Raw genomic sequence first — 24,378 nt, 5'->3', positions numbered from 1 at the left:
AAGCGTTAAGGTGCTTCTTTATAAACAATAATAGTTAGTTCGGCTTTACTCTGAAAATACTTACACAGAAAAGAGTAGTTCGGCATACGAGGGAATAGGCCAGTCGCTTTCGGGCACAAGCGTTTCAAGCTCGTCGCATGAGGCGCGAAGTTCTTTCATTGCGGCGAACACAACGTCGCGGTAGGCGGCGGCTTGTTTTTCGTGTCCCTCTATGTTTTTCACATTAACGGCGGCTTCCGACAGCCTGCCGTTGGCTTTAAACGCTTCGGCGGTGAGAGCGTTTATTCTTGCGAGCAATTCTTTTTCGGTGTCGGCGCTTATTCCGAGCGCTTCTTTGCTTTGCGCGGTCTCCGCCAAAACTTTCATATATTTTATGCAAGCGGGGATTATTTGTTTTCCCGCCATGTCTATCATGGTTAAAGCTTCTATATTCAAAACCTTGCAGTAATTTTCGAGAAGTATTTCTTTTCTTGCAACTATTTCTTCGCCCGTGTAAACTTTGTGGCGCGCGAACATTGCAAGGTTTTCTTCGTTTGAATAATAGGGAAGAGCTTCGGGAGTTGTTTTAAGGTTCAACAGTCCGCGTTTTTTCGCTTCCTCAACCCATTCGTCGGAATAGTTGTTGCCGTTAAACACAATGCGCTTGTGGGCGGCGTAAGTGTCGGTAATGAGCTTTTTTATCGCTTTTTCCACGTCTTTGCTTTGTGCGAGCTTGTCGGCAAATTCGGAAAGAACGTCGGCAACCGAAGTGTTGAGCATAACGTTGGGGCAAGCTATGTTAAACGTGGAGCCCAAGCTGCGGAATTCGAATTTGTTGCCTGTGAACGCAAACGGCGACGTGCGGTTGCGGTCGGTGGTGTCCGACATAAATTCGGGGATTGATTCGGCAACCTGCATCTTGCTTCCTTTCTTGCCTTGATAAGCGGTTCCGCTCTGCATCGATTCGAGAATGGAAGTGAGTTCGCCGCCGAGAAATATCGATATGATTGCGGGCGGAGCTTCGTTGGCACCTAAACGGTGGTCGTTGCCCGCGCTCGCAACGCTTAAACGCAACAAGTCTTGATGAAGGTCAACCGCTTTAAGCACAGCCGTTATAAACAGCAAAAAACGCAGGTTGGTTTCGGGCGATTTGCCGGGTTCCAAAAGGTTTATGCCCGTGTCGGTGGATATAGACCAGTTGTTGTGCTTGCCGCTTCCGTTTACGCCCGCGAAAGGCTTTTCGTGCAACAGGCAAACAAGACCGTGACGGTCGGCGACCTTTTTCATAACTTCCATTGTGAGCTGATTGTGGTCGGTGGCTATGTTTACCGACGTGAAAATGGGGGCGAGCTCGTGTTGGGCGGGCGCAACTTCGTTATGCCGCGTTTTGGCGAGTATGCCGAATTTCCAAAGCTCGCGGTCGAGGTCGTCCATAAACGCTATAACGCGGGGACGAATGTTTCCGAAGTAGTGGTCTTCGAGTTCCTGCCCTTTGGGCGGGCGCGCGCCGAAAAGCGTTCTGCCCGTAAAGATTAAATCTTTTCTTTTTTTCCAAAGTTCTTTGTCTATTAAAAAATATTCCTGCTCGGGTCCTACGGTTGCCGTAACTCTCGTAACGTCGGTGTCGCCCAAAGCGTGCAACACCCGCACCGCTTGCTCGCTTAACGCTTTCATCGAGCGCAAAAGAGGAGTTTTTTTATCGAGCACTTGTCCCGAATACGAAATGAACGCTGTGGGAATACAAAGCGCTCCGTCTTTAATAAACGCATAACTGCTCGGGTCCCATGCCGTGTAGCCGCGCGCCTCGAAAGTGGAACGCAAACCGCCCGACGGGAAACTCGACGCGTCGGGTTCGCCGTGAATCAGCTCTTTTCCCGAAAAATTCATAATAACGGTGCCGTCGCCCGCAGGGCTTATAAAGCTGTCGTGCTTTTCGGCGGTTATGCCAGTCATGGGTTGAAACCAATGGGTGTAGTGCGTAGCGCCGTGCTCGATTGCCCAATCTTTCATAACGGCGGCAATGGTGTTTGCAAGCGCGGGGTCGAGGCAGGCGCCGCTGTCCACCGTTTTTTTGAGCGCGGTATACGTTTCTTTGGGAAGTCGTTGGCGCATAACCTTGTCGTTAAACACGAGTGTTCCGAACAGTTCTGGTACGTTAGTCATTGCTTGTTGTCTCCTTTTGTGTGGCTTATGTTTTTAGGCAACGTTTTTTGTAGAAAAAAGAAAAAGCGCCGAGAATTTCCGTCAGTCTATTTTCGAAAATTCTTACAGCGCCGTTGCCCTAAGCATTTACGCGTATAATTATAGCACATTCAACTTAAAAGTCAACCGTTTTTATAATAAAAAAAGCAGGTTTCGCGTGTTTTTTCGCAGAGCCTACTTTCTATAATTACATTATATCACACAAAGTCAATAGTGTCAACGCTCTTTTGAAAATTTTGTAAATAAAATTTTCAAACCCCTTGAAATTTATAAATTTTTATGGTAAAATAGTATATAACAAAGGGCTACGAGGCGTAAAATAACTTCAATGGACGAAAATGATATTAACGCATTCTATAACGGAACGCAAACCGACGGCTACAAACACTTCGGTTGCAAACTGAGAGGAGAGAAAGCAAGTTTTGCGGTGTTTGCGCCGCGCGCGAAGTCGGTTGCCGTTACGGGCGATTTCAGCAGTTGGCAAACCGTTCCGCTTTCGTGCGAGCGCGGAATTTGGACGGGCTCGGCGAGCGGCGTTAAAAAATTCGACAACTACAAATACGTTATACAAACGCAAGACGGAAGAACGCTTTACAAATCGGACCCCTACGGAGTTCACGGCGAAAACGGCGGCAGTTTTGCGAGCAAAATATATGATTTGTCGGAAATAGAATTTTCGGATTCGGAATATATGATTGCGCGCGAAAAAACCGACACCTACCGCGCGCCCGTTAGCATATACGAAGTGCATATAGGCTCGTGGCGCAAATACGCCGACGGCAATTATTTCGGCTACCGCAAATTTGCCGACGAAGCCGTAGGCTACGTTAAAGAAGCGGGCTTTACGCACATAGAGTTGATGGGAATAGCCGAATACCCTTACGACGGAAGTTGGGGTTATCAAGTTACGGGCTACTTCGCGCCCACTTCGCGCTACGGCACTCCCGCCGATTTCGCGTATTTGGTGAACAAATTCCACCGAGCGGGAATAGGGGTGATACTCGATTGGGTGCCGGGACATTTTCCCAAAGACGCTCACGGGCTTTACGAGTTCGACGGAATGCCTCTTTACGAACCCGAAGACCCCGTTATGCGCGAGCACAAAGAGTGGGGCACAAGGTGCTTCGACTACGGCAGAACGGAAGTGAAAAGCTTTTTGATTTCAAACGCGCTGTATTGGCTTAGGGAATACCACATAGACGGGCTAAGAGTAGACGCGGTTGCAAGCATGTTGTATCTTGATTACGCGCGCAAAGAGTGGCGCCCCAACAAATACGGAGGAAAAGAGAATTTAGACGCAATCGAATTTTTCAAAAGTCTTAACACCGCCGTGTTTTCCGAATTTAATAACGTTATGATGATTGCCGAAGAGAGCACCGCATGGCCGCTCGTTACCCGACCCGTGTCGGACGGCGGACTCGGGTTTAACTATAAGTGGAACATGGGGTGGATGAACGACACTCTCGACTACGCGAAAACCGACCCGCTTTTTAGGTCGGGCAAGCACAATAATCTTACGTTTTCAATGACATACGCGTTCAGCGAAAACTATATTTTGCCCATATCGCACGACGAAATCGTGCACGGCAAAGGTTCGCTTTTAAATAAAATGCCCGGCGATTACGATTTGAAGTTCGCGGGTTTTAGAAACTATTTGATGAACATGTTCGCTCATCCCGGAAAAAAGTTGCTCATGATGGGTTGCGAACTCGGAATGTTCAAAGAATGGGATTTCGCGTCCGAGCTCGACTGGTTGCTTCTCGATTATCCCGCGCATAAAGGCGCGCTCGAATTTGTTTCGCGTTTGAACGGCGTATACCGCAAAAACACCCCGCTTTATGAAATAGACGACTCGTGGGACGGTTTTAGTTGGCTCGTGCCCGACGACAGAAATAACAATGTTATCGTGTACGAAAGACGGGATAAAAAAGGAAACCGCACGCTTTGTGTTTTCAATTTTTCGCCCGTAGAATACAAAGATTACGTTTTCGGTTGCGACGAAGGGAAATTCGTGGAAATTCTGCATAGCGACGCGCTCGGTTACGGGTTCGAACCTATTGAGCACATCACCGAAGAATTTTGCAGTCACGGAAAACCTACGAGCATAAAAATGAATATTCCGCCCATGTGCGGCATATACATGAGCGGTAAAGCTGTCGTTAAAAAGGATGTCGCCGCAAAAAGCGCCGACACGCGAGCGCTAACCCGAAAAAAAGTCTCGGGTGAAAAGCCGAAAAAGAAAACGGCGCGCAAAAAGAGCGAAAGCGGTAAAGCTTAATAAAAAACGTGCATATAAAAAATAGCCGCAGGCTTTAAACGGAGTTGCGGATTTAAAAGGAAAGGGGAGCTTATGAAAAAGAAAAAATGTGTTGCAATGTTGCTTGCCGGCGGGCAAGGCACGCGGCTGTACGCGCTTACGAGCAAAACGCCGAAGCCTGCAGTGTCGTTCGGAGCGAAATACCGTATTATAGATTTTCCGCTCGCAAACTGCACTAATTCGGGCATAGACACTGTGGGTGTTCTCACGCAGTATCAACCGCTTATACTCAACGAGTATATCGGAACGGGCGAACCGTGGGACCTCGACCGCACATACGGAGGCGTTCACATGCTGCCGCCGTATCAAGCGAAAACGGGCGGAGAGTGGTATAAAGGAACGGCGAACGCGATTTATCAAAATCTGCACTTTTTGAACGAATTCGATTCGGAACACGTTTTGATTCTTTCGGGCGACCACATATACAAAATGGATTATTCCGCAATGCTTTCCGAGCATATCGAACACGACGCCGATTGCACTATAAGCGTGATAGACGTAGACGAAAAAGAGGCGAGCAGGTTCGGCATAATGGATTTCGACGCGGACAAGCGAATAACGTCTTTCGAAGAAAAACCGAAAAAACCCAAATCGAACCATGCGAGCATGGGCATATATATTTTTAAAAAAGACGTGCTTGTAAGCGAGCTTATAGCCGACGAGAACAATCCCGCGTCAGATAAAGATTTCGGCAAAAACGTTATTCCCACAATGCTTAAAGAGGGAAAACGAATGTTCGCGTATTCATTTAAAGGGTACTGGAAAGACGTGGGAACGGTAGCGAGCCTGTGGGAAGCGAATATGGATTTGCTCGGCGAAAATCCCGTGCTCGGGCTATCCGACTCGAACCACAAAATATATTCGCGCAACGCGCCTCTTCCGCCCACGTTTATAGGCGAGAAAGCCGAAGTTGACAACTGCGTTATGACTACGGGTTGCGAAATTTACGGCAAAGTGAAAAATTCCGTTATAGGCGAAGGCGTGGTTATAGGCGAGGGCTCCGTTGTGCAAGACAGCGTTATAATGACCAACTCGGTTATAGGCAAAAACGTGAATATGCGGTACGGAATGGTTGACGAAAACGTTATAGTAGGCGACGGCTCCGAGATAGGCGACGAAAAAAGTTCGCGCGAACGAATCGCTTTAATAGGGCGAGGCAAAGAGCTTGCGGCGGGAGCTAAGGTTGCTTCGGGCGAAATAGTCGATTAAAAGCGAAAGGGGAATAAAAATGAAAACGTTAGGCGTAATATTCAGCAATATTCACGATAAAGAAATAAACGAGCTGACAAGCAAGCGAACGCTCGCTTCCATTCCGTTTGGCGGAAGATACCGCCTTATAGACTTTGTTTTGAGCAACATGGTGAACAGCGGAATAACGAAAGTGGGCGTAATAACCAAAATGAATTACCAGTCGCTTATGGACCATTTGGGAAGCGGCAAGCACTGGGACTTAAGCCGCAAGAACGGCGGACTTATGATGCTTCCGCCTTACGGCGCGAGCGACAGGTCGCTATATAAATCGCGGTTCGACGCGATTTGCGGAATAGAAACGTTTTTAAAACGGAGCGACGAAGAATACGTTGTTATGAGCGATTGCGACGCGGTTTGCAATTTCAACTTCGGCGACGTTTTGCAAAAACATATAGAGAACCACGCGGATATAACGGTTATCGTAAGAAAGGTGCGTGCCGATTCGCTTGAAAAGCGTATGCGCACTGCGGTGAGTTATAACGCCGACATGAGAGTTACCAAAGTGGTTAATTCGGATAAACTCGCGGGCGAAAAAAATCTTTTCACTAATATGCTCGTGGTTACGCGCAGCTTTTTGTTGCGTCTTATAGAAAACGCGCAAGACTGGGGATACAGCAGTTTTTCGCGCGACGTGCTTGTGCGCGGTTGCGACGAACACAGAATTTTCGCTTACGAATACGACGGATATTTCGCGTCTGTGGATTCGCTTGCCAACTACTATACTCATTCGCTCGAACTTCTCGATAAAAATAAACGCGACGAATTGTTTTATAAAGACGGCGCGAATATTTACACTAAGGTGCGCGACTCGGCGCCTTGCCGCATGATAGGAAATGCGAAAGTGAGCAATTCGCTTATAGCCGACGGTTGCGTTATAGAAGGAACCGTTTCGAATTCTATTTTATTTCGCGGCGTAAAGGTGGCGAAAGGCGCGGTGATAAGCGATTCAATCGTTTTTCAAGACACCGAAATAGGAGAAGAAACAAAACTGCATTGCGTGATAGCCGACAAAGCCGTTAGGGTGCTCGGGGGCAGAATACTTTCGGGACATCAAACGCATCCTTACTTTATTGCCAAAGGAACTGTTATTTAACGCAACCAACAACGAAAAAAGGAGAAAGTTTTTATGACTACAAAAAACACGAACGCAGATTCGGCGGCGGAAAAGAAAACGGCGAAAACTGCCGCAAGCGCAACTAAGAAACCTGCGGCAAAGAAAGATACGGCGCCCGCGAAAAAGCCCGCGTCTAAAAAGGCGCCCGTAGCGCAAGAGTCGGTTGCAAAAGTAGAGCGTGAGCCGATAGTGAAACCCGCGTGCAAGCTGGATACGGCAAAAGCGGAAAAGCCTGCGGAACCGAAAGCTGCGTGCGAACCGAAAAAAGTTCTTTTCGTGTGCAGCGAAGCGTTTCCGTTTGCGGGAACGGGCGGACTCGGCGAAGTTATGGGAAGCTTGCCGCACGCTATAAACGCGAAAAAAGCGGGGTTCGACGCGCGCATTATTTTGCCTCTTTACGAGAGCTTTCCCGAATCGGAACGCAAAAACTTGCAGTTTATCTGCCACATAAACGTTCCGCTTGCTTGGCGTAATCAATATTGCGGACTTTTTAAGCTCGACCGAAACGGCACCGTTTATTATTTTATAGACAACGAATATTATTTTAAGCGCCCTAATCTTTACGGCTACTACGACGACGGCGAACGGTTCGCGTTTTTATCGCGCGCGGTGGTTGAACTGATTCCGCATCTCGGCTTTAAGCCGGATATTTTGCACTGTCAGGATTGGCAAACAGCGCTTGTGCCGGTGTATTACAAGTTGTTTTATATGTACCGCGAGGGGTTCGGCGGCATTAGAACGGTGTTCACTATTCACAATATAGAATATCAGGGCAAATACAGCCGAAGCATAATAGAGGACGTTTTCGGAATACCCGACCGAGAATACATGAGCATAGAGCACAGAGGGTGCATAAATCTTATGAAGGGCGCAATTGACTATTCGGACGCGATAAGCACTGTTAGCCCCACTTACGCCCGCGAAATTATGGACCCTTATTATGCGCACGGCTTGGAAAACGTTTTAATAAAAAACGCTTATAAATTGCGCGGAATACTTAACGGCATAGACGTGGATAGCTACAATCCCCGCACTCAACCCGCTCTTTTCTACAACTACGACGAAAACAATATCGAGGGCAAAGCGAGAGGAAAAGCGGAGTTGCAAAAAATGCTCAGCTTACCCGTCTCGCCCGACACACCCGTTATAGCGGTTATATCCCGACTTGTGGGGCATAAAGGGCTCGACCTTATTCGCGCGTCTATGAACGACATTCTTAAAAAGAACGTTCAGGTTGTGTTGCTCGGAAAGGGCGACCCCGAATACGAAAATTATTTTTCGCACGTTCAAAAAATGTACAACCAAAAGTTCAGCGCCGTTATCGCTTTTAACAAAGATTTATCGCACAAGATTTATGCAGGAGCCGACATATTCCTTATGCCGAGCAAGAGCGAGCCTTGCGGGCTCAGTCAAATGATGGCTTGCCGCTACGGAACCGTTCCCGTTGTGCGCGAAACTGGCGGGCTTGCCGACAGCATAACCGACTGCTACAACGGCGACATAGGCAACGGGTTTAGGTTTGCCCGTTACGCCGCCGACGATATGATGGGAGCAATCGACAGAGCTGTGGGGCTGTATTACGACTATAAAGACAAATGGGCGGGACTTGTGCGTAGAGCAATGACGACCGACTTTACATGGAATTCGTCGGCGGGAGAATACGTTAAGTTCTACACCGAATTATTGCAATAGAAAAATTCCGCCCAAAAACGGTTGCGTTTTTCGCGCCGTTTTTGGACGAAAAACAAAATAAACACGCTTATTAGCCGACGCGAACAGTCGGCGTTACCGGAGGCTTTTATAAATGACTTTTGCTACCGAAGAAATGCTTGAACTAATATCCGACAAATTAAACAAATATTTTGCCGCCACAAAAAAGACGGCTACCGAAGAGCAAGTGTATAAAGCGCTTGCTTTGGTTCTGCGCGACAAGCTTTTAAAGAAAAAACAGGCTAACAATCAAAAAATAACGCAGGGTAAATACAAACGCGTTTATTACCTTTGCATGGAATTTTTGCTCGGCAGGAGCCTTAGAAACAATCTTTACAACTTAGGGCTGGAAGAAAGCGCGCGCGAGGCTCTTAAAAGCATGGGCTACAATCTTGATAAGCTTTACGAACTCGAAGCCGACGCGGGGCTTGGAAACGGCGGGCTCGGGCGTCTTGCGGCGTGCTTTATGGACAGTCTCGCAACGCTTAACTATCCCGCTATGGGATTTTCGATTAGGTACGAATACGGCTTGTTCCGTCAGAAAATAGTGGAATCGCAACAGGTTGAGCTTCCCGAACTTTGGCTCGATAGCGGCGAGGTGTGGCAGATGCCGCGCTCCGACAAGAATTTCGAAATAAAGCTCGGCGGCACTGTGAACGAAAGTTGGGAAAACGGCAGGTGCAAAATAGAGCACGTCGGCGCCGACGTTATAGAAGCTCTTCCGTACGACGTTATGATTTCGGGCGGCGACAGCGACGGAGTTAGCGTGCTAAGGCTTTGGCGCGCTTCCGGCAAAAGCGATTTCGACATGAAGCAATTCACGCAGGGCAACTATATGGACGCTATGCGCGCCGATAACGAAGCTCAGCTCATAAACAAAGTTTTATACCCGAGCGACGACCACGAACAGGGCAAGCAACTGAGACTGAGTCAACAGTATTTTATGGTTTCGGCGTCGCTACAAAGCATAATAAAAGACCACTTAAAAAATAATCCTACGCTCGATAATTTGCCCGATCTTGCGGCAATTCACATAAACGACACCCACCCCGCGCTTGCTGTTCCCGAACTTATGCGGCTTTTAGTTGACGAATACGGCTACGATTGGGACACGGCTTGGAGCATAACCGAGCGCACTGTGGCATACACAAACCATACGGTTATGGCGGAAGCGCTCGAAAAGTGGGACGAAAGGTTGGTGCGTTTTCTGTTGCCTCGCATATATATGATTATGAAAGAAATCGACCGCAGGTTTTGCGTTTGGGCTATGGACAGATGCGGCGACTTCGACAAAGTGAACCGCATGGCTGTTTTCGGCGGCGGCATGGCTCGCATGGCTAATCTTGCGGTTATAGGTTCGCATGCCGTGAACGGAGTGAGCGCTCTGCACAGCAACATAATAAAGGAGAGCGTTTTCCATGATTTTTACACTCTAACGCCGCATAAATTTACAAACGTTACAAACGGAATCGCGCACCGCCGATGGTTGTCGCAGTCTAATCCCGGTCTTAAAGAGCTTGTGAGCGAGCTTGCGGGAGCGGGTTTCGAGCACGACGCGTCTAAACTCGAAGGGCTTTTAAAGTATAAGAACGACACGCAAGTGCTTTCCGAAATAGGCAAAATCAAACGCAACTGCAAGGTGAACTTTGCGAAATACATTAAAGATACTTCGGGCTTTATTCTTAATCCCGACAGCAGAATAGACACTCAAATAAAGAGGCTGCACGAATACAAGCGTCAGCTTATGAACGTTTTGAAGATAATTTCGCAGTACCTTGATTTGCTCGATAATCCGAATAAAGAGGTTACGCCGCAAACGTTCGTTTTCGGAGCTAAGGCGGCGGGCGGCTATTATCACGCCAAACGTATTATCTGCCTTATAAACTGCCTCAGCGCCGAAATTCAAAAGAATCCCGCAATCAAGGAAAAGCTCGACGTGCTTTTTGTGGAGAATTACAACGTTACGCGCGCCGAAAGGCTTATTCCCGCAAGCGAGGTAAGCGAACAAATATCGCTCGCGGGCAAAGAGGCGAGCGGCACGAGCAACATGAAATTTATGCTTAACGGCGCAATTACGCTCGGCACCCTCGACGGCGCCAACGTGGAAATCCGCGAAGTGGTGGGCGACGACAACATTTTTATTTTCGGCATGCGCGCCGAAGAGGTGCAAAAGCTGTGGGGCAATTACGAGCCGAGCAATCTTTATACGGGCAACGCCGAAATTCGCCGCATAGTAGACCGCTTGCGCGTAGGATTCAACGGCGAAAGTTTTGCAGATATTGCCAACTATCTTATTTTGAGAAACAACAACATAGCCGACCCGTATATGTGCTTGGCGGATTACGGCGACTACGTTCGCGCGGCGCGCGATGTTGACGAGGCGTATAAAGATAAAGTTAAATGGAACCGCATGGCGCTTATCAATATTGCGAAAGCGGGAATATTCGCCGCCGACCGCAGCATAGAGGAATACGCCGCGAATATTTGGAACCTAAGAAAAGTAAGAAAGTACAAAACAAGTAAGTGACGTGTTTTTAATAGAACGGAAAACACTCGTCTTAAAAAAGTTTAACTTTTAAAAAAATACCATAGCATAAAGGGAGGAACAGCATGAACGAACAAGTCAGATTTTTTCCGAACAGCGAGGAGTTTAAAAAGCCTTACGGGGCGCTTCGCGCGGGAGAGCCGCTAACGCTCAACCTCAAATTCAACCGCCCGAGCAATCCGAGCGAAGTGTTTTTGGTGCTAACCAAAGACGGCGAAAGCGACGTGTATTATCCCATGAATTTTGTTACGGTGGAGCCCGACTCCATGACGGAATACACCGTTACCGTAACGGTTACAACAAAGGGACTGTATTTTTACCACTTTATAGTGAATACCGAAGATAAGCAATACAGAATAGGTTGCGGCGACGATTTGCACGCTATGCTCGGCAAAGGGCATGATTGGCAACTAACAGTATTCGAAGAGGTTTATAAAGCGCCCGAATTTTTAAAAGGCGGTTTGATTTATCAAATAATGCCGGACAGATTTTTCGACGGCGGCGCACGGCGCAAAACAAAGCCTTACGCCCGCTACCGCGACGATTGGAACGGACTTCCCGAATATGAGCCTGACGCCGAAGGCAAAATTCGCAACGAGGACTTTTTCGGCGGCAATCTGCGCGGCATAATAAAAAAGCTCGGCTATTTAAAATCGCTCGGCGTAACGTGCATATATCTTAATCCCATTTTCGAGGCGCACAGCAATCATAAATACGATACGGGCAACTATCGCAAAGTCGATTCCGATTTCGGAACTACCGACGACCTTAAAGAGCTTATAAAAAAAGCGGATAAAAAGGGAATGAAAATAATTCTCGACGGCGTGTTCTCTCACACCGGCGACGACAGCATATACTTTAACAAATACGGACGTTACGACAGCGTGGGCGCGTATCAATCGGTGCATAGCCCGTATTATAAATGGTATGAATTTAAAAATTATCCCGACGAATACGACTGTTGGTGGAATATAGACATATTGCCTCAAACTCGCGAATGCGAGCCGAGCTTTTCCGAATATATTTGCGGCGAGGACGGAATAATTCGCTATTGGACGGAATTTGGAATAGGCGGTTGGCGGCTCGACGTTGCCGACGAACTGCCCGATTGCTTTTTAGACAGAGCGGTGCACGCCGCCAAAGCCGTGAACCCCGACTGCATAGTGCTCGGCGAAGTTTGGGAAGATGCGAGCAACAAAATTTCGTATTCTAAACGTCGCCGCTATTTAAACGGCGGTCAGCTCGACAGCGTAACCAACTATCCGTTTAAAGAGGATATTTTGAATTTTGTGCGTTGCGGCGACGCCGAAAAACTCAACAACACGGTAAACGTTATTTTAAACAACTATCCGTCGTTCGTTGTAAACAATCTTATGAATTTGCTCGACACTCACGACACCGCGCGGCTTAAGAGCGTGCTTGGCGACAGCGGTGATACCTCAACAAGACAAAAGAGAGCTGTGGCGAAAATTTCCGACCCCGAGGACACGTTAAAGCTAATGAAAATCGCCGCCACGTTGCAATATACTTTGCCGGGCGTGCCCTGCCTTTATTACGGCGACGAGGCAGGTCTCGAAGGTTTTGAAGACCCGTTTAACCGCCGCTGTTATCCGTGGGAACAAGTTGACCGCAACTGCCTGAAAATGTATAAAAAACTCGGCGCGGTTCGTTCGTCGGAAAAAGCAATACTTGCGGAAGGAAAATACGCGCCCGTATCGTTTGAAAACGGAGTGTTCGCTTTCCGCAGAATAGGAGAGGAGGGCGAACTTGTAATTATTGCCAACCGCAGCGATAAACCTTTCGCCTTTCACCCTGACGAAAACTACACCGAACTTACCTCTTTTAAACCGTTCGGCGGCACGGTGGAACCTTTCGACGCGGTAATTCTCAAAAAGACTTCCGACGTTGTGTTCCCCGAAAAGAAAACAAAAAAATAAAACAATGCGAAAAACGCTTGCGGCTTTTGCAGGCGTTTTTTATTGAAAACGAGCAAAAGTTAATTGCCGCTAACAAAATTATTGACAAAATAACGGTTTGTGTGCTATAATGTTAAAAGTTGTAAGCTCGTAAAACACAAGCTTTGCCGAAATGTTTGTTCGAGGTTAGTCGTATGTAAGCTTGGGCATACTAACCCCGTGAGAAAAGTAAAGAACATTGCTTTCGGATTGAGCGGCGGTTGGTTCCTTTGTTTGTATTTTACGTCGCTTGCAATAGTTTACGCGCTTACGATTATAGGAGCGAAGAAAGCTTACGCTCTGTTAAAATGCGCGGCGTTTTGCCTTATGCCGTTCGGAAAAAACGCTTACACCGATTTTATGTCGCACAAATTCGGCAATACGTTTTGGGCGGTAACAACGGGTTGGCAGGCGGCGTTCGTGTGCCTTGTGTTTTCGGCGTTTTGGTACGCCACCGTTTTCGGCGCATATTTGGGTTCGCGTTATTTCCATTTGGCGCAGTATTGCGTGTCGCCTTTCGGAACAAAGTGTTATCCCACAAAACTTCTTACGGGCGGGGAGACTGCGGTGGCGAGGCTGAGGGAGGAACACAACTTCGAACTCTGACGGCGGCGAATAAAGGCGCGTCTTTCCGCTACGCTTGCCGAGCCCGCTCGGTCATGTGCGAAAAAGCACACTCCCTTCGCGTGCTCGACAACTGTTGCGAAAATCCGCAACCCTTCTTCACCGCCTTAGGTGTATGCACAAGCGCCCGCTTCCCTTAGGTTTACAATGACAGTATAGCAACTATGCCATTACTCAAAGCGAATACAGCTGCACGTTGTCCTTAGCCGAGCACGCGAAGCGTGCGAACGCCACGAGCCATAGGCGAGTATTGCGAGCGAGTGTAACGAGCGCGGCAATCCCGCGCATGGAGCGAACATATTCCGTAAAACGATACAGGTATTTTGAAATCTATGGAAAACAATGTAAAGAAATACGAATTTAACGTTAGCGGCATGACGTGCGCGGCGTGTTCCGCTCACGTCGAAAAGAGCGTCGGAAAGGTAGACGGAGTTAAAAGCGTTACCGTGAATTTGTTGCGCTCTTATATGGTTGTGCAATGCAACGAAAGCGTTACGCCCGACGGAATAATCGTGGCGGTTAAACATGCGGGTTACGGTGCGACTTTAAAAAACGGCAAAGGCGCGTCCGCGACGAAAACGGAGCGGACAAGCGGCAAGTCGGAACGCCGAAATCGTCTTATCCGATTGTGGGTGAGCGTGGCGTTTTTGGTTCTTTTGATGTATCTTTCAATGGGGCACATGCTCGGGTTGCCGTTGCCGAGTATATTTCTCGGGAAAGAGAATCTTGTGATTTTTGCGTTTGCGCAGTTCTTGCTTTGTTTGCCTATTGTATTGCTAAACGGAAAATTCTTTGTGAACGGCGTTAAAGCTATTTTTCGCGGCGCTCCGAATATGGACACGCTCATTGCGCTCGGCGCGGGCGCGGCTCTTTTATACGGAGTTGCGGCAATATTTGCAATAGGGTACGGGTTAGGGCACGGCAACATTACGCTTGCCGAACGGTTCGGGCACGATTTGTATTTCGAATCGGCGGGAACTATACTCACCCTAATATCGGTAGGTAAATATCTTGAAGAACTTTCTAAGGGAAAGGCGAGCGACGCTGTTGAAAAACTTTTGAATTTAAACCCCAAAACCGCAGTTTTGCTCGACGGTGACTTGGAACGGGAAATTCCCGTTTCCGAACTTAAAACGGGGGATATTGTTTTGGTGCGTCCCGGCATGGGAGTGCCCGCCGACGGAGTTATAGTTCGCGGGAGCGCGAGCATAGACGAATCGGCAATAACGGGCGAAAGCGTGCCCGCCGAGAAAGAAAAGGACGATAGAGTTACGGGCGGCACCGTGAACCGTCAGGGAGTTATAGAGGTGCGCGTAACCGCTGTGGGCGAAGATACCGCGCTAAGCAAAATAGCGAAGCTCGTTGAAGAAGCGGGCGGCTCTAAGGCGCCCATAGCTCGTCTTGCCGATAGAGTAAGCGCGTATTTTGTGCCTACTGTGCTTGCAATAGCCGTAGTTGCGGCTGTTGCGTGGCTTATTGCGGGAAGAAGTTTTGCCTATGCGCTTTCGATAGCAATTTCGGTGCTCGTAATATCTTGCCCCTGCGCTTTGGGTCTTGCCACCCCTACGGCTATAATGGTTGGCACGGGGCGCGGCGCGAATTTGGGAGTGCTGTATAAAACGGCGGAAGCGTTGGAGCGCGCGCATAAGGTTACGGCGGTAGTGCTCGATAAAACGGGCACTGTAACGGTTGGCAAGCCGAGCGTAACGGATTTTGTGTCGGACGACAAACAGCTTGCGCTCAATCTTATTTATTCGCTCGAAAAAAACAGCGAACACCCGTTCGCGTCGGCGCTGTGCGCCTACGCTTCGGAAAACGGAGCGACGCCTATGGCAAGCGAGAACTTTGCGGCTACGGCGGGCGGCGGAGTTAGCGCGGTGATTAACGGCAAAAAGATTGTTGCGGGAAACGCTAAGCTTTGCGGAGAAATGAAAGGTTTCGGCTCTTTCGCGGAGCAGGCGCAAGAATTTGCCGAGAACGGAAAAACGCCGCTGTATTTGGCGGCTGACGGCGAAGTTATAGCTTTGTTCGCTCTTGCCGACGAGGTTAAAGAAGACAGCCGCTCGGCTGTGGAAAAACTAATGAACAGCGGAATAAAGGTTTATATGCTTACGGGCGACAACAAGACTGTTGCAAGCGCGATAGCCGCGAAAGCGGGAATAACCGAGTTCCGAGCCGAAGTGTTGCCCGCCGATAAAGAAAAATTCGTAAGCGAACTGAAAAGCAGAGGCGAGCGGGTGGCTATGGTGGGCGACGGAATAAACGACGCGCCCGCGCTAGCCGCCGCCGACGTAGGCATTGCAATAGGGGCGGGAACAGACATAGCAATCGAGGCGGCGGACGTCGTTCTTATGCAATCGCGTCTTTCCGATGCCGAAGTCGCTTTAAGGCTAAGCCGCAAAACGGTTAGGAACATAAAGGAAAATTTGTTTTGGGCGTTTATATATAATTTGCTGTGCATACCGCTTGCGGCGGGCGCGTTCGTGTGGGCGGGAATAAAGCTTAACCCTATGTTTGCCGCCGCCGCTATGAGCGTGAGCTCGGTTTGCGTGGTGCTCAACGCTTTGCGTCTCAGGCTTTTTAAAGCCGACAGGTTTAAAAAAGAAGCCGTTAAAAACGGCGCCGCATGCCCGCTTTCGTGCGAGGCGGCTTTCAAAGCGGCTGAGGAAGAAAACTTTAACGAGAAAAATAAAAACGAAAAGGAGAACATAAACATGAAAAGAACGTTGCACATTATTGGTATGAGTTGCGGCCATTGCTCGGCGCGCGTGCAAAAGGCGCTTTCGGATTTGGCGGGCACTACGCAGGTTGCCGTAGACCACACTACGGGAATTGCGCACTTTAACGGCAGCGCGTCCGACGACGAACTTAAAAAGGCGGTTCAAGACGCGGGTTACGAAGTTACGAGCATAGAATAGAAGAGCGACGAAAAGCAAATAAAAAAGACGGATAAAGAAATCCGTCTTTTTTTAAACTCGAAGAATAAGTTAGCTTAATTCAATTTTTCGGTTGTATAGTCGGTTAAAGTGTATATTGTTTTGTAGCTCACGTTTACCGAAATAGGCGAGTATTCGGTGTATGTCATTTCCAAAATCAATTTCTTTGTTTCGGCGTTGTTGCTGCGTTGGCGCACCGTTATGCTCGGGTCGGTTATAAGCATAGAAATCGCGGGACCGGGTGTTGACGACGAAATGCCTACCGACGCTTGAACGCATTGAACCGAATATTTTCCGTCGGTGGGGTCGAGCGCACCTTCGGAGTCGGTGAGCAGAAATTTTTCGGGAGATAGGTTGGGGGTTACAGACACGTTCTTTTCGGCGCAACTCATGCTCATTGTGTAACGCACATATTCGCCGCGAATATACGAATCGAAAATGTTCGAGAGGTAAAAAGTTGCCGAACCTTTCTTTTTAACGTTGGAAAGAGCGCGCACAACGTAGTTGAGTTGTTCGTTATCGAAACGCGTGGTGCTTTCTACGGATATATTCTTATTCACCTTTTTATAAGCGCGGGTATAAGTGCCGTCGCCGTTCGCACTCGTTTCGCCGCTGTCGGTTGATAGAACGGCTTTGTTTTCCTTGTAGTCTACCGTATAAGAATATCCGCGCGGGTCGGCATATTTGGGGTTTGCGGGGAGAGTGAGAGTATAGTTCACGTTTTCGTCGGAAGATTCGTTTTTCTTCGGAGCTTCTCCGTCGCAAAGCGGGCGTTGCGCTAAATTAAACGTTTTTTCGGCGCTTACGGGAACAAGTGTGTTGCGGTAGAATTTCGCTTTGCCCACATAAGTGTCGGTCAGCCCTTTGTTTTTCACTATTCTGCCCGTTTCATCCACGCTTTCGGCTTTGTCGCTGTCGGTATATTTGAGTTCGAAAGTGTTCACAATAGAGGATTCTTCGCCCGTAGTGGTGAGTTCGGTAACGTATTTCCCCGTAGCAACAACGGTTTCTTCTTTGCCGCCGACGTAAATTTTCTTTACATCGTAAGTGCAAGTTTCTTGAACGTCCCACGGCATTTTTTCGTCGAACGAGACTTTAACGTCGCCTCCGCTGCAACCGAAGCCCACTGCGGCGAAAACCGCCGAAAGCAACACGCAAATAATTTTTTTCTTCATTGTTATGGAAACGACTCCTTTATTTTAAAGATTTTTTCGGTTTTTATAAAACAAACGTTTGCGCAAAATTGCAAAAATGTTTTTTGAGCAAGCAAATTTGCTTATATTATATCACTATTCGCTTGATTTATCAACTCAAAACACGTTACAATATAAATATGAAAAATAAAAATCCTGTGAACGGCGCAAGCAAACTTAAAAAATATGTGTGCGCCGACTCGCCCGACACTTATGCCGAAGCTTTGAAAATTGCGGTGAATATGCTTTGCAAGCGAAAGAGCGAGCAAGGTTTTAATCCCGAGCGAAAGTATTTGCTGTTCGTTCCCGACAAATACACTCTTCTTGCCGAAAAGCTTTTGTACGCAAGCGGAGGCGCGTTCGATGCGGAAGTGCTCACGGTGAACCGTCTTTGCTTTAAACTTGCGGACTACGAGGGAAAACCCGCCGAAGAGCGCCCGCTGTCGCGTTTGGGAGCGGTTCTTACGGTTCGCAGGATTTTAAACGAAAATAAAGACAAGCTTGTTTGCTTTAACAAGAGCGCGGGGTTTGCCGGTTTCGGCGAAATAATGTACGATAACATCTGCCAAATTGCGTCGAGCGGGCTTCGTTCGCGCGATTTGCCCGACCTTTCGGACGAAAGCGTGACGAGCTATAAATTGCGCGACTTAAAGCTTGTGTATTCGGAATACGAAAAGGCTACCGACGGGAAATATGTTGATGCAACGGGCAGGCTGTTGCTTCTTGAAAAAATGCTCGCCGCAACCGATTATTTCAAAGGCGCGAGCGTATATTTTGCGTGCTACGATGGTTTTACTCCTCTTTCCGAACGGCTTGTGGGCAGAATTTGCGAGTTGAGCGACAGCGCCGTTATAGTGAACGCCGTGTGCAAATTAAATTTGAAAGCCGCTTCGGTTGAAGAATACGAGGCGCCCACGCGAGCCGACGAATTGAAAGCGGCGGCTGTGAGAATATGCAACCTTGCGAAAAACGGCGCGCGCTACGGCGACGTGGGGGTAATCGCGCTCGGAGCCGACTACAACCGCCTTAAACGAATTTTCGAGGAATACGGTATTCCGTTCTTTACCGACGTTAAATACGCGCTTTCTTCCCATCCGCTTGCAAGATACATTTTGGAGCTGTTCAAAACGGCGCGGGCGGAAACCAACGAAAATTACATAACGCTTGCAAAAAATCCGTATTCGGGGATTTCGCCGAACGACGCGGACATATTCGAGAACTACGTTTATTACTGCGCGCTAAAAGAGGGAAGCATGAGGTTTCCGTTCACGCTCGAGCCCGACGGCGCGGCGCTTAAAGGAAAACTTAATACTGTCGAAAGCGTAAGGGAACGTCTTGTTGCGTCGGTGCGGGCGGCGAGGTTATCCGACGTTAAAACGGGCGGCGATTTTTGCCGCGCTATTATTAAAGCGGTGCCAAGCCGCGAAGCCGAAATAACGGCGGAATTTAACACCGCTATCGCAAACCCGCTTGCCGAAATAGTTGCGGCGGCGGAAGTTCTTGCCGAAGTTTTTCCGTCGCCGACAAACGTTCAAACGCTGTTTGACGCTCTCGAAGAGGGTTTTTCGCTTAAAGAAGTTTCGGTGCTGCCAAACCTTTCCGACACTGTGGAAGTGGGCGAAACGTCGGTTTTCAGAGCGAGCGGCAAAAAATATATGTTCGTGCTCGGAATGCACGACGGCGAATTGCCGTGCGTAAAGCGCGACGACGGTATTTTGAGCGACAGAGATTTGGAAACCATTGCCGAATTCGGAGATAAACGCGCGGTTATCGAGCCGAGCATAGAGGCGTTGAACGCCCGTTCCGAACAAGAACTCGCGTCCGTTCTTTCCTCTTGCGACGAACTTTTTTTGTCGTACATAACGGGAGAGGCTCCGTCGCCGTTTTTGGAACGAATCAAAAGCGAGTGCCGAAAAAAGAAAACTCCCGAAAAAATTACGGGTTTCGAGTTGGAGCGGGAATTGCTCGCGTCGGGCGAGCGTAAAGCCGAGTTGTTGGCTATGTTGTGCCCTACTCCCGCGTCCGCCCTTGAACTGTGCCTAATAGGAAACGGCGAAATAGCTGCGGGAGGAGACGGCTTCGGGTTCGAGCGCGAGCTTGCGGCGGCTGTAGGCGGTTTGCCCGAAAATGTCGGACGCGAAATCACGGTGCCTCAAGCGGGCAAACTTTACCGCCGCAGGATTTCTATAAGCCGCGTGCAAGAATATTTTTCGTGCCCGTTCAGGTGCTTTTTGCGTTACGGATTAAAGCTCGAAGAGCGACCCGACGGCAAAGTGTCGGCGCTCGAACTCGGAACGTTTTTGCACCGCGTTATAGAGCTGTTTATATCGCGCGGCGATTTTTCTTCGCCTAAAACCGCCGTAGAAAAAATCGTTAAAGAAATACTCGAAAACGAGCCTCGAATTCTGAAAGGGGTGAGCGAAAGTTTTATAGGCGAGCTTACCGAAGAGGCGGCGGGGATTTCCGCCGTTGCGGCGTCGCAGCTTATGAAAGGAAGTTTCGAGGCGAAATTCACCGAAGCGGCGTTCGGCAAACCGCCCGCGCCGTTTAAAGGGCATGAAATAGTTCTCGACGCCGACGTTCTAACCGCCGAAGGCGTGATAGACCGCGTGGACGTGTGCGGCAACGCGGCGCGCGTTATAGACTATAAAACGGGACATGCCGAGTTTTCGCTCGCGGATATTTATTACGGCAAAAAGATACAGCTTCCCGTATATTTAAAGGTGTTGCAAGAAAACGGCTTCGCGCCTGCGGGCATGTTTTATTTTCCGTTCTCTACGGCGTTTGCTTCCGACAAAAACAGTTACAGGCTTATGGGAATGTTCGACGAAAAATACGCTTACGAAATGGATAACGGCTTGGGCGACGAGGGATATGCGAGCAACGTGGTGAATGCGCGCGCGGTTAAAGGCTCGGCGCCGTATAGACCCGTTTTGCACAAGGCGGGAAGCTCCGCCGTGTGCGGCGACACGCTCGGCGCGGTGTGCGACTACGCCGAAGCTGTGCTCAAATCGGGCGCGGAAGAGATGCTGTCGGGCTATTGCGCCCCGTCGCCGCTCGTTTCGGGCAGATTGAGCGAATGCTCTTATTGCGAAATGAAACCTGTGTGCGCGGCTTGCGGCGGCAAACTTTCCGAACGAAAAAAGAGCGCCGTTAAAGCGGCGTTTATACAAGAGGTTATAAGTAAGCGCCGCGATATAAGCGATTTGGCGGGAGGTTCTGACGTATTATGAAAGAGTGGACCGAACAACAGCGAAAAGCGATAAGCGCGAGAAATTGCAACCTTTTGGTGTCGGCGGGTGCGGGAAGCGGAAAAACCGCAGTAATGCTCGAACGTATATGTTCTTTATTGCGCGAGGGTGCCGACATTCGCAAAATGACGATGTGCACGTTTACCAAAACCGCCGCCGCCGACATGAGGCGCAAACTTTCGGAAACTCTTGCCGATTGCGTGGAAAAGACGGGCGACGCATGGCTTGAAAAACAGCTTGCGCGACTCCCTGCGGCGGAAATTTCGACTTTGCATTCGTGGTGCGCCCATATAATAAAAAAGTGGTTTTTTTACAGCGATTTGGAACCTGAGTTTACGGTTGCGGAAGAAGCGGAAGAAGCGGCTCTTAAAAGCGAAGCCGCCGAAGAGGTGCTCGAAGAGGAAAAGGAAAGAGGCGACGAGGCGTTCGCGGGGCTTTACGCCGCCTTTTTATCAAATCGTTCGCATCGCAGGCTAAAAGAGGCTATGCTCGCCGTATACGATTACTCGCGCGCTCAACCGAATCCCGACGAATGGCTTTTGCGTTCCGCCTCTCGCAAAGATTCGGAGTATCGCGAAATTCTGTTTTCGGCAATAAAAAGAGATGCGGAAAAACTTGTTTCCGACGCGGAAAAACTTCTTGCCGACCTTGCCGCCGCCAAATTCAATAAAGATTACGAGGCGTTGGCTGTTTTAAAAGAGTGTATGGAGAGCGAAGTTGCGTGCACGCTCACAACTCCCCAGCTTAGGAACAAGCCGGAGCTCGAAGAGCTACACGCAAGATTCAAAGAACTTAAAGCGCAGTATGCCGAGCTGTGCCGCCGCCGCGAAAAAATCGAATCGATGCCGTCGCACGAAACGAGTTTGCCGTATTGCCGCGCGCTTGCCGAGCTTGCGTTTAAACTCGGCGAAAAATACGCCGCAAGCAAGCGGGAAAAAGGAAAAGCCGACTATTCCGACCTCGAACATCAAACGCTGAAAATACTCGGGGGAGAACACGGCGAAAGAATACTTTCGGAATACACTCACGTTTTTGTGGACGAGTATCAAGACATAAGCCCGCTTCAAGAAGAAATTCTAAAAAAGTTCAACTGCGAAATGTTTTTCGTGGGAGACGTTAAGCAGTCGATATACGGTTTTCGCATGTGTCGCCCCAAATTTTTTATAGACAAGCGGGAGCGATACAGAAAAGGCGAGGGAAAAACCGTTGAACTGACTGCGAATTTCAGGAGCGGCGCTCAAATTCTAAACACTGTGAACGGCATTTTTTCGGCAGTTATGACAGATAAGTTCGGCGGAACGGATTACGCGTGCGAAAAGTTTACCGTAGGTTCGCAAATCGATTCGCTTGTTAAAACGGTTATAATTCCGCCCGACGAGGAAAAAGAAGAAATTGCGCCCGAAGTCTATTCGGTGCGAAACGATATTGTCGAACGCGCGAGCAAGTCGCTCGAAGCGGAAGCCGACGCCGTGACGGATGAAATTTTGGATATGCTCGACGGCGGCGACGGCGCGGAAGACGGCGTGGATTACGGCGACATTGCCGTGCTCGTTCGCTCGCGCGGCGCTTTTACCGATTTGCTCGAAAAAAAGCTCAGAGCCGCGTCCGTTCCCGTTACTGCGGTTGCTTCCGAGCAAAACGCCGAAAGTTTTAGGTCGGTTTCGGAACTTATGTCTTTTTTGCGGGTTCTCGACAACGCGCACGACGACGTTAATCTTGCGGCGGTTTTATTATCGCAAACTTTCGGCAAGCTTTCGGCAAGCGAACTTTGCGACGTGCGGCTTAAAACCGAAGGGGAACTTTGCAACTGTTTGAAAAGCGAGGTTATAAATGAGCTTGCGCGTCCTCTTTCCCAAAAACTCGCGGCGTTTTCTAAAACAATTTCGTCGCTCGGAAAAGAGGCGGCTTGCGCCACAGTTGCGGAACTCGCGGGAAAAATCACGGCAGAATTCGATTGCTTTAACGGCGCTCTTAAAGCGGGCGGCGAACGCGAGGCGGCGGCGCTCGACGCGTTTTTGGAGCACCTCGCCGCGTCGCAAGAAAACACTTTGCACGGATATTTGCGTTTTGTAAGAAGAACGGGCGAGCCGAAATTAAAGGTGCGCGACGGCGGCAGAGCGGTGCGCATTATGACGGTTCACGCCTCTAAGGGTTTGGAATTTAAGTGCGTTATATTGCCGCAGTTACATAAACGTTTTAATTTGCGCGACGTTTACGCGAGCGTGATATGCGACGAAGAAGAGGGGGTTGTGTTGCGTTCGTTCGATTTTACCGAGCGCGCGGTTAAAGAAAATCCCCGATTTGCGGTGTGCGCGCAAAAACTGCGCAGAACTCTTGCCGAAGAAGAACTCAGAGTGCTTTACGTTGCCATGACGAGAGCTAAAAACAAGCTCGTTATGTTTTCGCAACCCCCTTCTTTAGAGCGCGCCGCCGAAGACACGATTTCGTATATAGACTGGTTGTATCCGTATGTGGATAAAACTTTGTTGCAAGAGAGAAAACGCGAGAGCGTTTCGGAACGCGCAACCGTTTGCGAGCCGAACGAAAAACTCGTTGCCGCGCTCAAAGAAAATTTTGCGCGCGTCTATCGGTATTCGCGGGGCGATTTGGTTAAAGCGTCGGTGTCGGGCGTTGTTCATGCCAACGACGAAGAGGCTGTGCCGCAACTGTTTTCTTCCGACGACAGAGCTGCGGCGCGAGGAAGCGCATGCCACAAATTTATGCAGTGGGTGAATTTTAATGCCGACGGAGAGTGGGAGCGGCTTTGCAAGAAATTCCCCGAAGAGGCTAAGCTCGTTGAGCGCGCCCAAATAGAAAAAGCGTTCGAGGCGGTGGGAAAGTTTATTGCGGGGCGAGAGTTTTTGCGCGAAAAGCAATTCGTTTTCGCGGCGCCCGCCTCTCTTGCGGGCGGCTCCGACTCGAATAAAATACTTGTGCAAGGCGTTATAGACCTTATGGTGTTTAACCCCGACGGAAGCGTTACGATTGTAGACTATAAGACGGGCGCGGAAGCGAACATAGCGAATAACGCGGCGTATTGCCGTCAGCTCGCGCTGTATAAGTCGGCGGTGGAAAGCGTGCTCGGCAAACGGGTGAACGGCGCATATTTGTATGCGTTTTCAACGGGAAAATTCATAAAAACCGAATAACGGGAATAAATTAACAACGAAATCGTCGGTTTTTAAACAAATTTTAAGAAAAAAACGTTTAAAAAGTATAGCGTTTTTGTTTTCTGTGTGGTATAATAGAAGTGGGTAAGTTTGCTTGCAACGTTTTGCCGGCGAACTTTCGGCAATACGTC

Annotated in this window: 12 protein-coding genes; 10 read left to right on the top strand and 2 right to left on the bottom strand. The window is 49.0% G+C overall.

All coding sequences use genetic code 11. The annotated features are described in order from the left end of the window. Window positions 1-60 precede the first annotated feature (60 nt). Window positions 61-2,142 carry a glutamine synthetase III family protein gene (locus NFR62_RS02785; protein ID WP_251613648.1) on the bottom strand — a complete coding sequence of 694 codons (2,082 nt, stop codon included), beginning with the start codon at window positions 2,140-2,142 and terminating at the stop codon, window positions 61-63. A 367-nt stretch (window positions 2,143-2,509) separates the two neighbouring features. Here NFR62_RS02785 and glgB point away from each other — a divergent pair, with 367 nt between their 5' ends. From glgB to NFR62_RS02745, 8 genes are all read left to right on the top strand, one after another. Then, window positions 2,510-4,459, top strand: a complete 1,950-nt coding sequence (gene glgB, locus NFR62_RS02780) for a 1,4-alpha-glucan branching protein GlgB (RefSeq protein WP_251613645.1) — start codon at window positions 2,510-2,512, stop codon at window positions 4,457-4,459. Window positions 4,460-4,531: 72 nt separating this feature from the next. Further along, window positions 4,532-5,707 carry a glucose-1-phosphate adenylyltransferase gene (locus NFR62_RS02775; protein ID WP_251613613.1) on the top strand — a complete coding sequence of 392 codons (1,176 nt, stop codon included), beginning with the start codon at window positions 4,532-4,534 and terminating at the stop codon, window positions 5,705-5,707. A 19-nt stretch (window positions 5,708-5,726) separates the two neighbouring features. Then, a complete protein-coding gene (gene glgD / locus NFR62_RS02770) occupies window positions 5,727-6,842 on the top strand; it encodes a glucose-1-phosphate adenylyltransferase subunit GlgD (RefSeq protein ID WP_251613608.1) in 1,116 nt (371 codons plus the stop codon). A 33-nt stretch (window positions 6,843-6,875) separates the two neighbouring features. Further along, on the top strand, window positions 6,876-8,555 hold the full coding sequence (gene glgA / locus NFR62_RS02765; protein ID WP_251613605.1) for a glycogen synthase GlgA: 1,680 nt from the start codon (window positions 6,876-6,878) through the stop codon (window positions 8,553-8,555). 112 nt (window positions 8,556-8,667) lie between these two features. After that, entirely contained in the window at window positions 8,668-11,100 is a 2,433-nt protein-coding gene (locus NFR62_RS02760; RefSeq protein WP_251613589.1) for a glycogen/starch/alpha-glucan phosphorylase, read from the top strand. Window positions 11,101-11,183: 83 nt separating this feature from the next. Further along, on the top strand, window positions 11,184-13,055 hold the full coding sequence (locus NFR62_RS02755) for an alpha-amylase family glycosyl hydrolase (RefSeq protein ID WP_251613586.1): 1,872 nt from the start codon (window positions 11,184-11,186) through the stop codon (window positions 13,053-13,055). A 198-nt stretch (window positions 13,056-13,253) separates the two neighbouring features. Continuing rightward, window positions 13,254-13,679: a YccF domain-containing protein gene (locus NFR62_RS02750; RefSeq protein ID WP_251613583.1), complete on the top strand. Its 426-nt coding sequence runs from the start codon at window positions 13,254-13,256 to the stop codon at window positions 13,677-13,679. Between the two features lie 350 nt (window positions 13,680-14,029). Beyond that, on the top strand, window positions 14,030-16,615 hold the full coding sequence (locus tag NFR62_RS02745; RefSeq protein ID WP_251613580.1) for a heavy metal translocating P-type ATPase: 2,586 nt from the start codon (window positions 14,030-14,032) through the stop codon (window positions 16,613-16,615). Window positions 16,616-16,689: 74 nt separating this feature from the next. Here the strand turns inward: NFR62_RS02745 and NFR62_RS02740 are convergent, their stop codons facing one another. Next, a complete protein-coding gene (locus tag NFR62_RS02740) occupies window positions 16,690-17,808 on the bottom strand; it encodes a hypothetical protein (protein WP_251613577.1) in 1,119 nt (372 codons plus the stop codon). A 158-nt stretch (window positions 17,809-17,966) separates the two neighbouring features. Here NFR62_RS02740 and NFR62_RS02735 point away from each other — a divergent pair, with 158 nt between their 5' ends. Both NFR62_RS02735 and NFR62_RS02730 read left to right on the top strand, forming a co-directional pair. Beyond that, window positions 17,967-21,059, top strand: a complete 3,093-nt coding sequence (locus NFR62_RS02735) for a PD-(D/E)XK nuclease family protein (protein ID WP_251613574.1) — start codon at window positions 17,967-17,969, stop codon at window positions 21,057-21,059. After that, on the top strand, window positions 21,056-24,226 hold the full coding sequence (locus tag NFR62_RS02730) for a UvrD-helicase domain-containing protein (protein WP_251613571.1): 3,171 nt from the start codon (window positions 21,056-21,058) through the stop codon (window positions 24,224-24,226). The genes NFR62_RS02735 and NFR62_RS02730 overlap by 4 nt, the downstream gene beginning before the upstream one ends. Window positions 24,227-24,378 lie beyond the last annotated feature (152 nt).

It is taken from the genome of Pumilibacter muris, from assembly GCF_943193045.1.
GTDB classification, from domain to species: domain Bacteria; phylum Bacillota; class Clostridia; order Christensenellales; family Pumilibacteraceae; genus Pumilibacter; species Pumilibacter muris.
The sequence above is the reverse complement of the archived record's forward strand: the minus strand, read 5'-3'. Positions and strand labels throughout refer to the sequence as shown.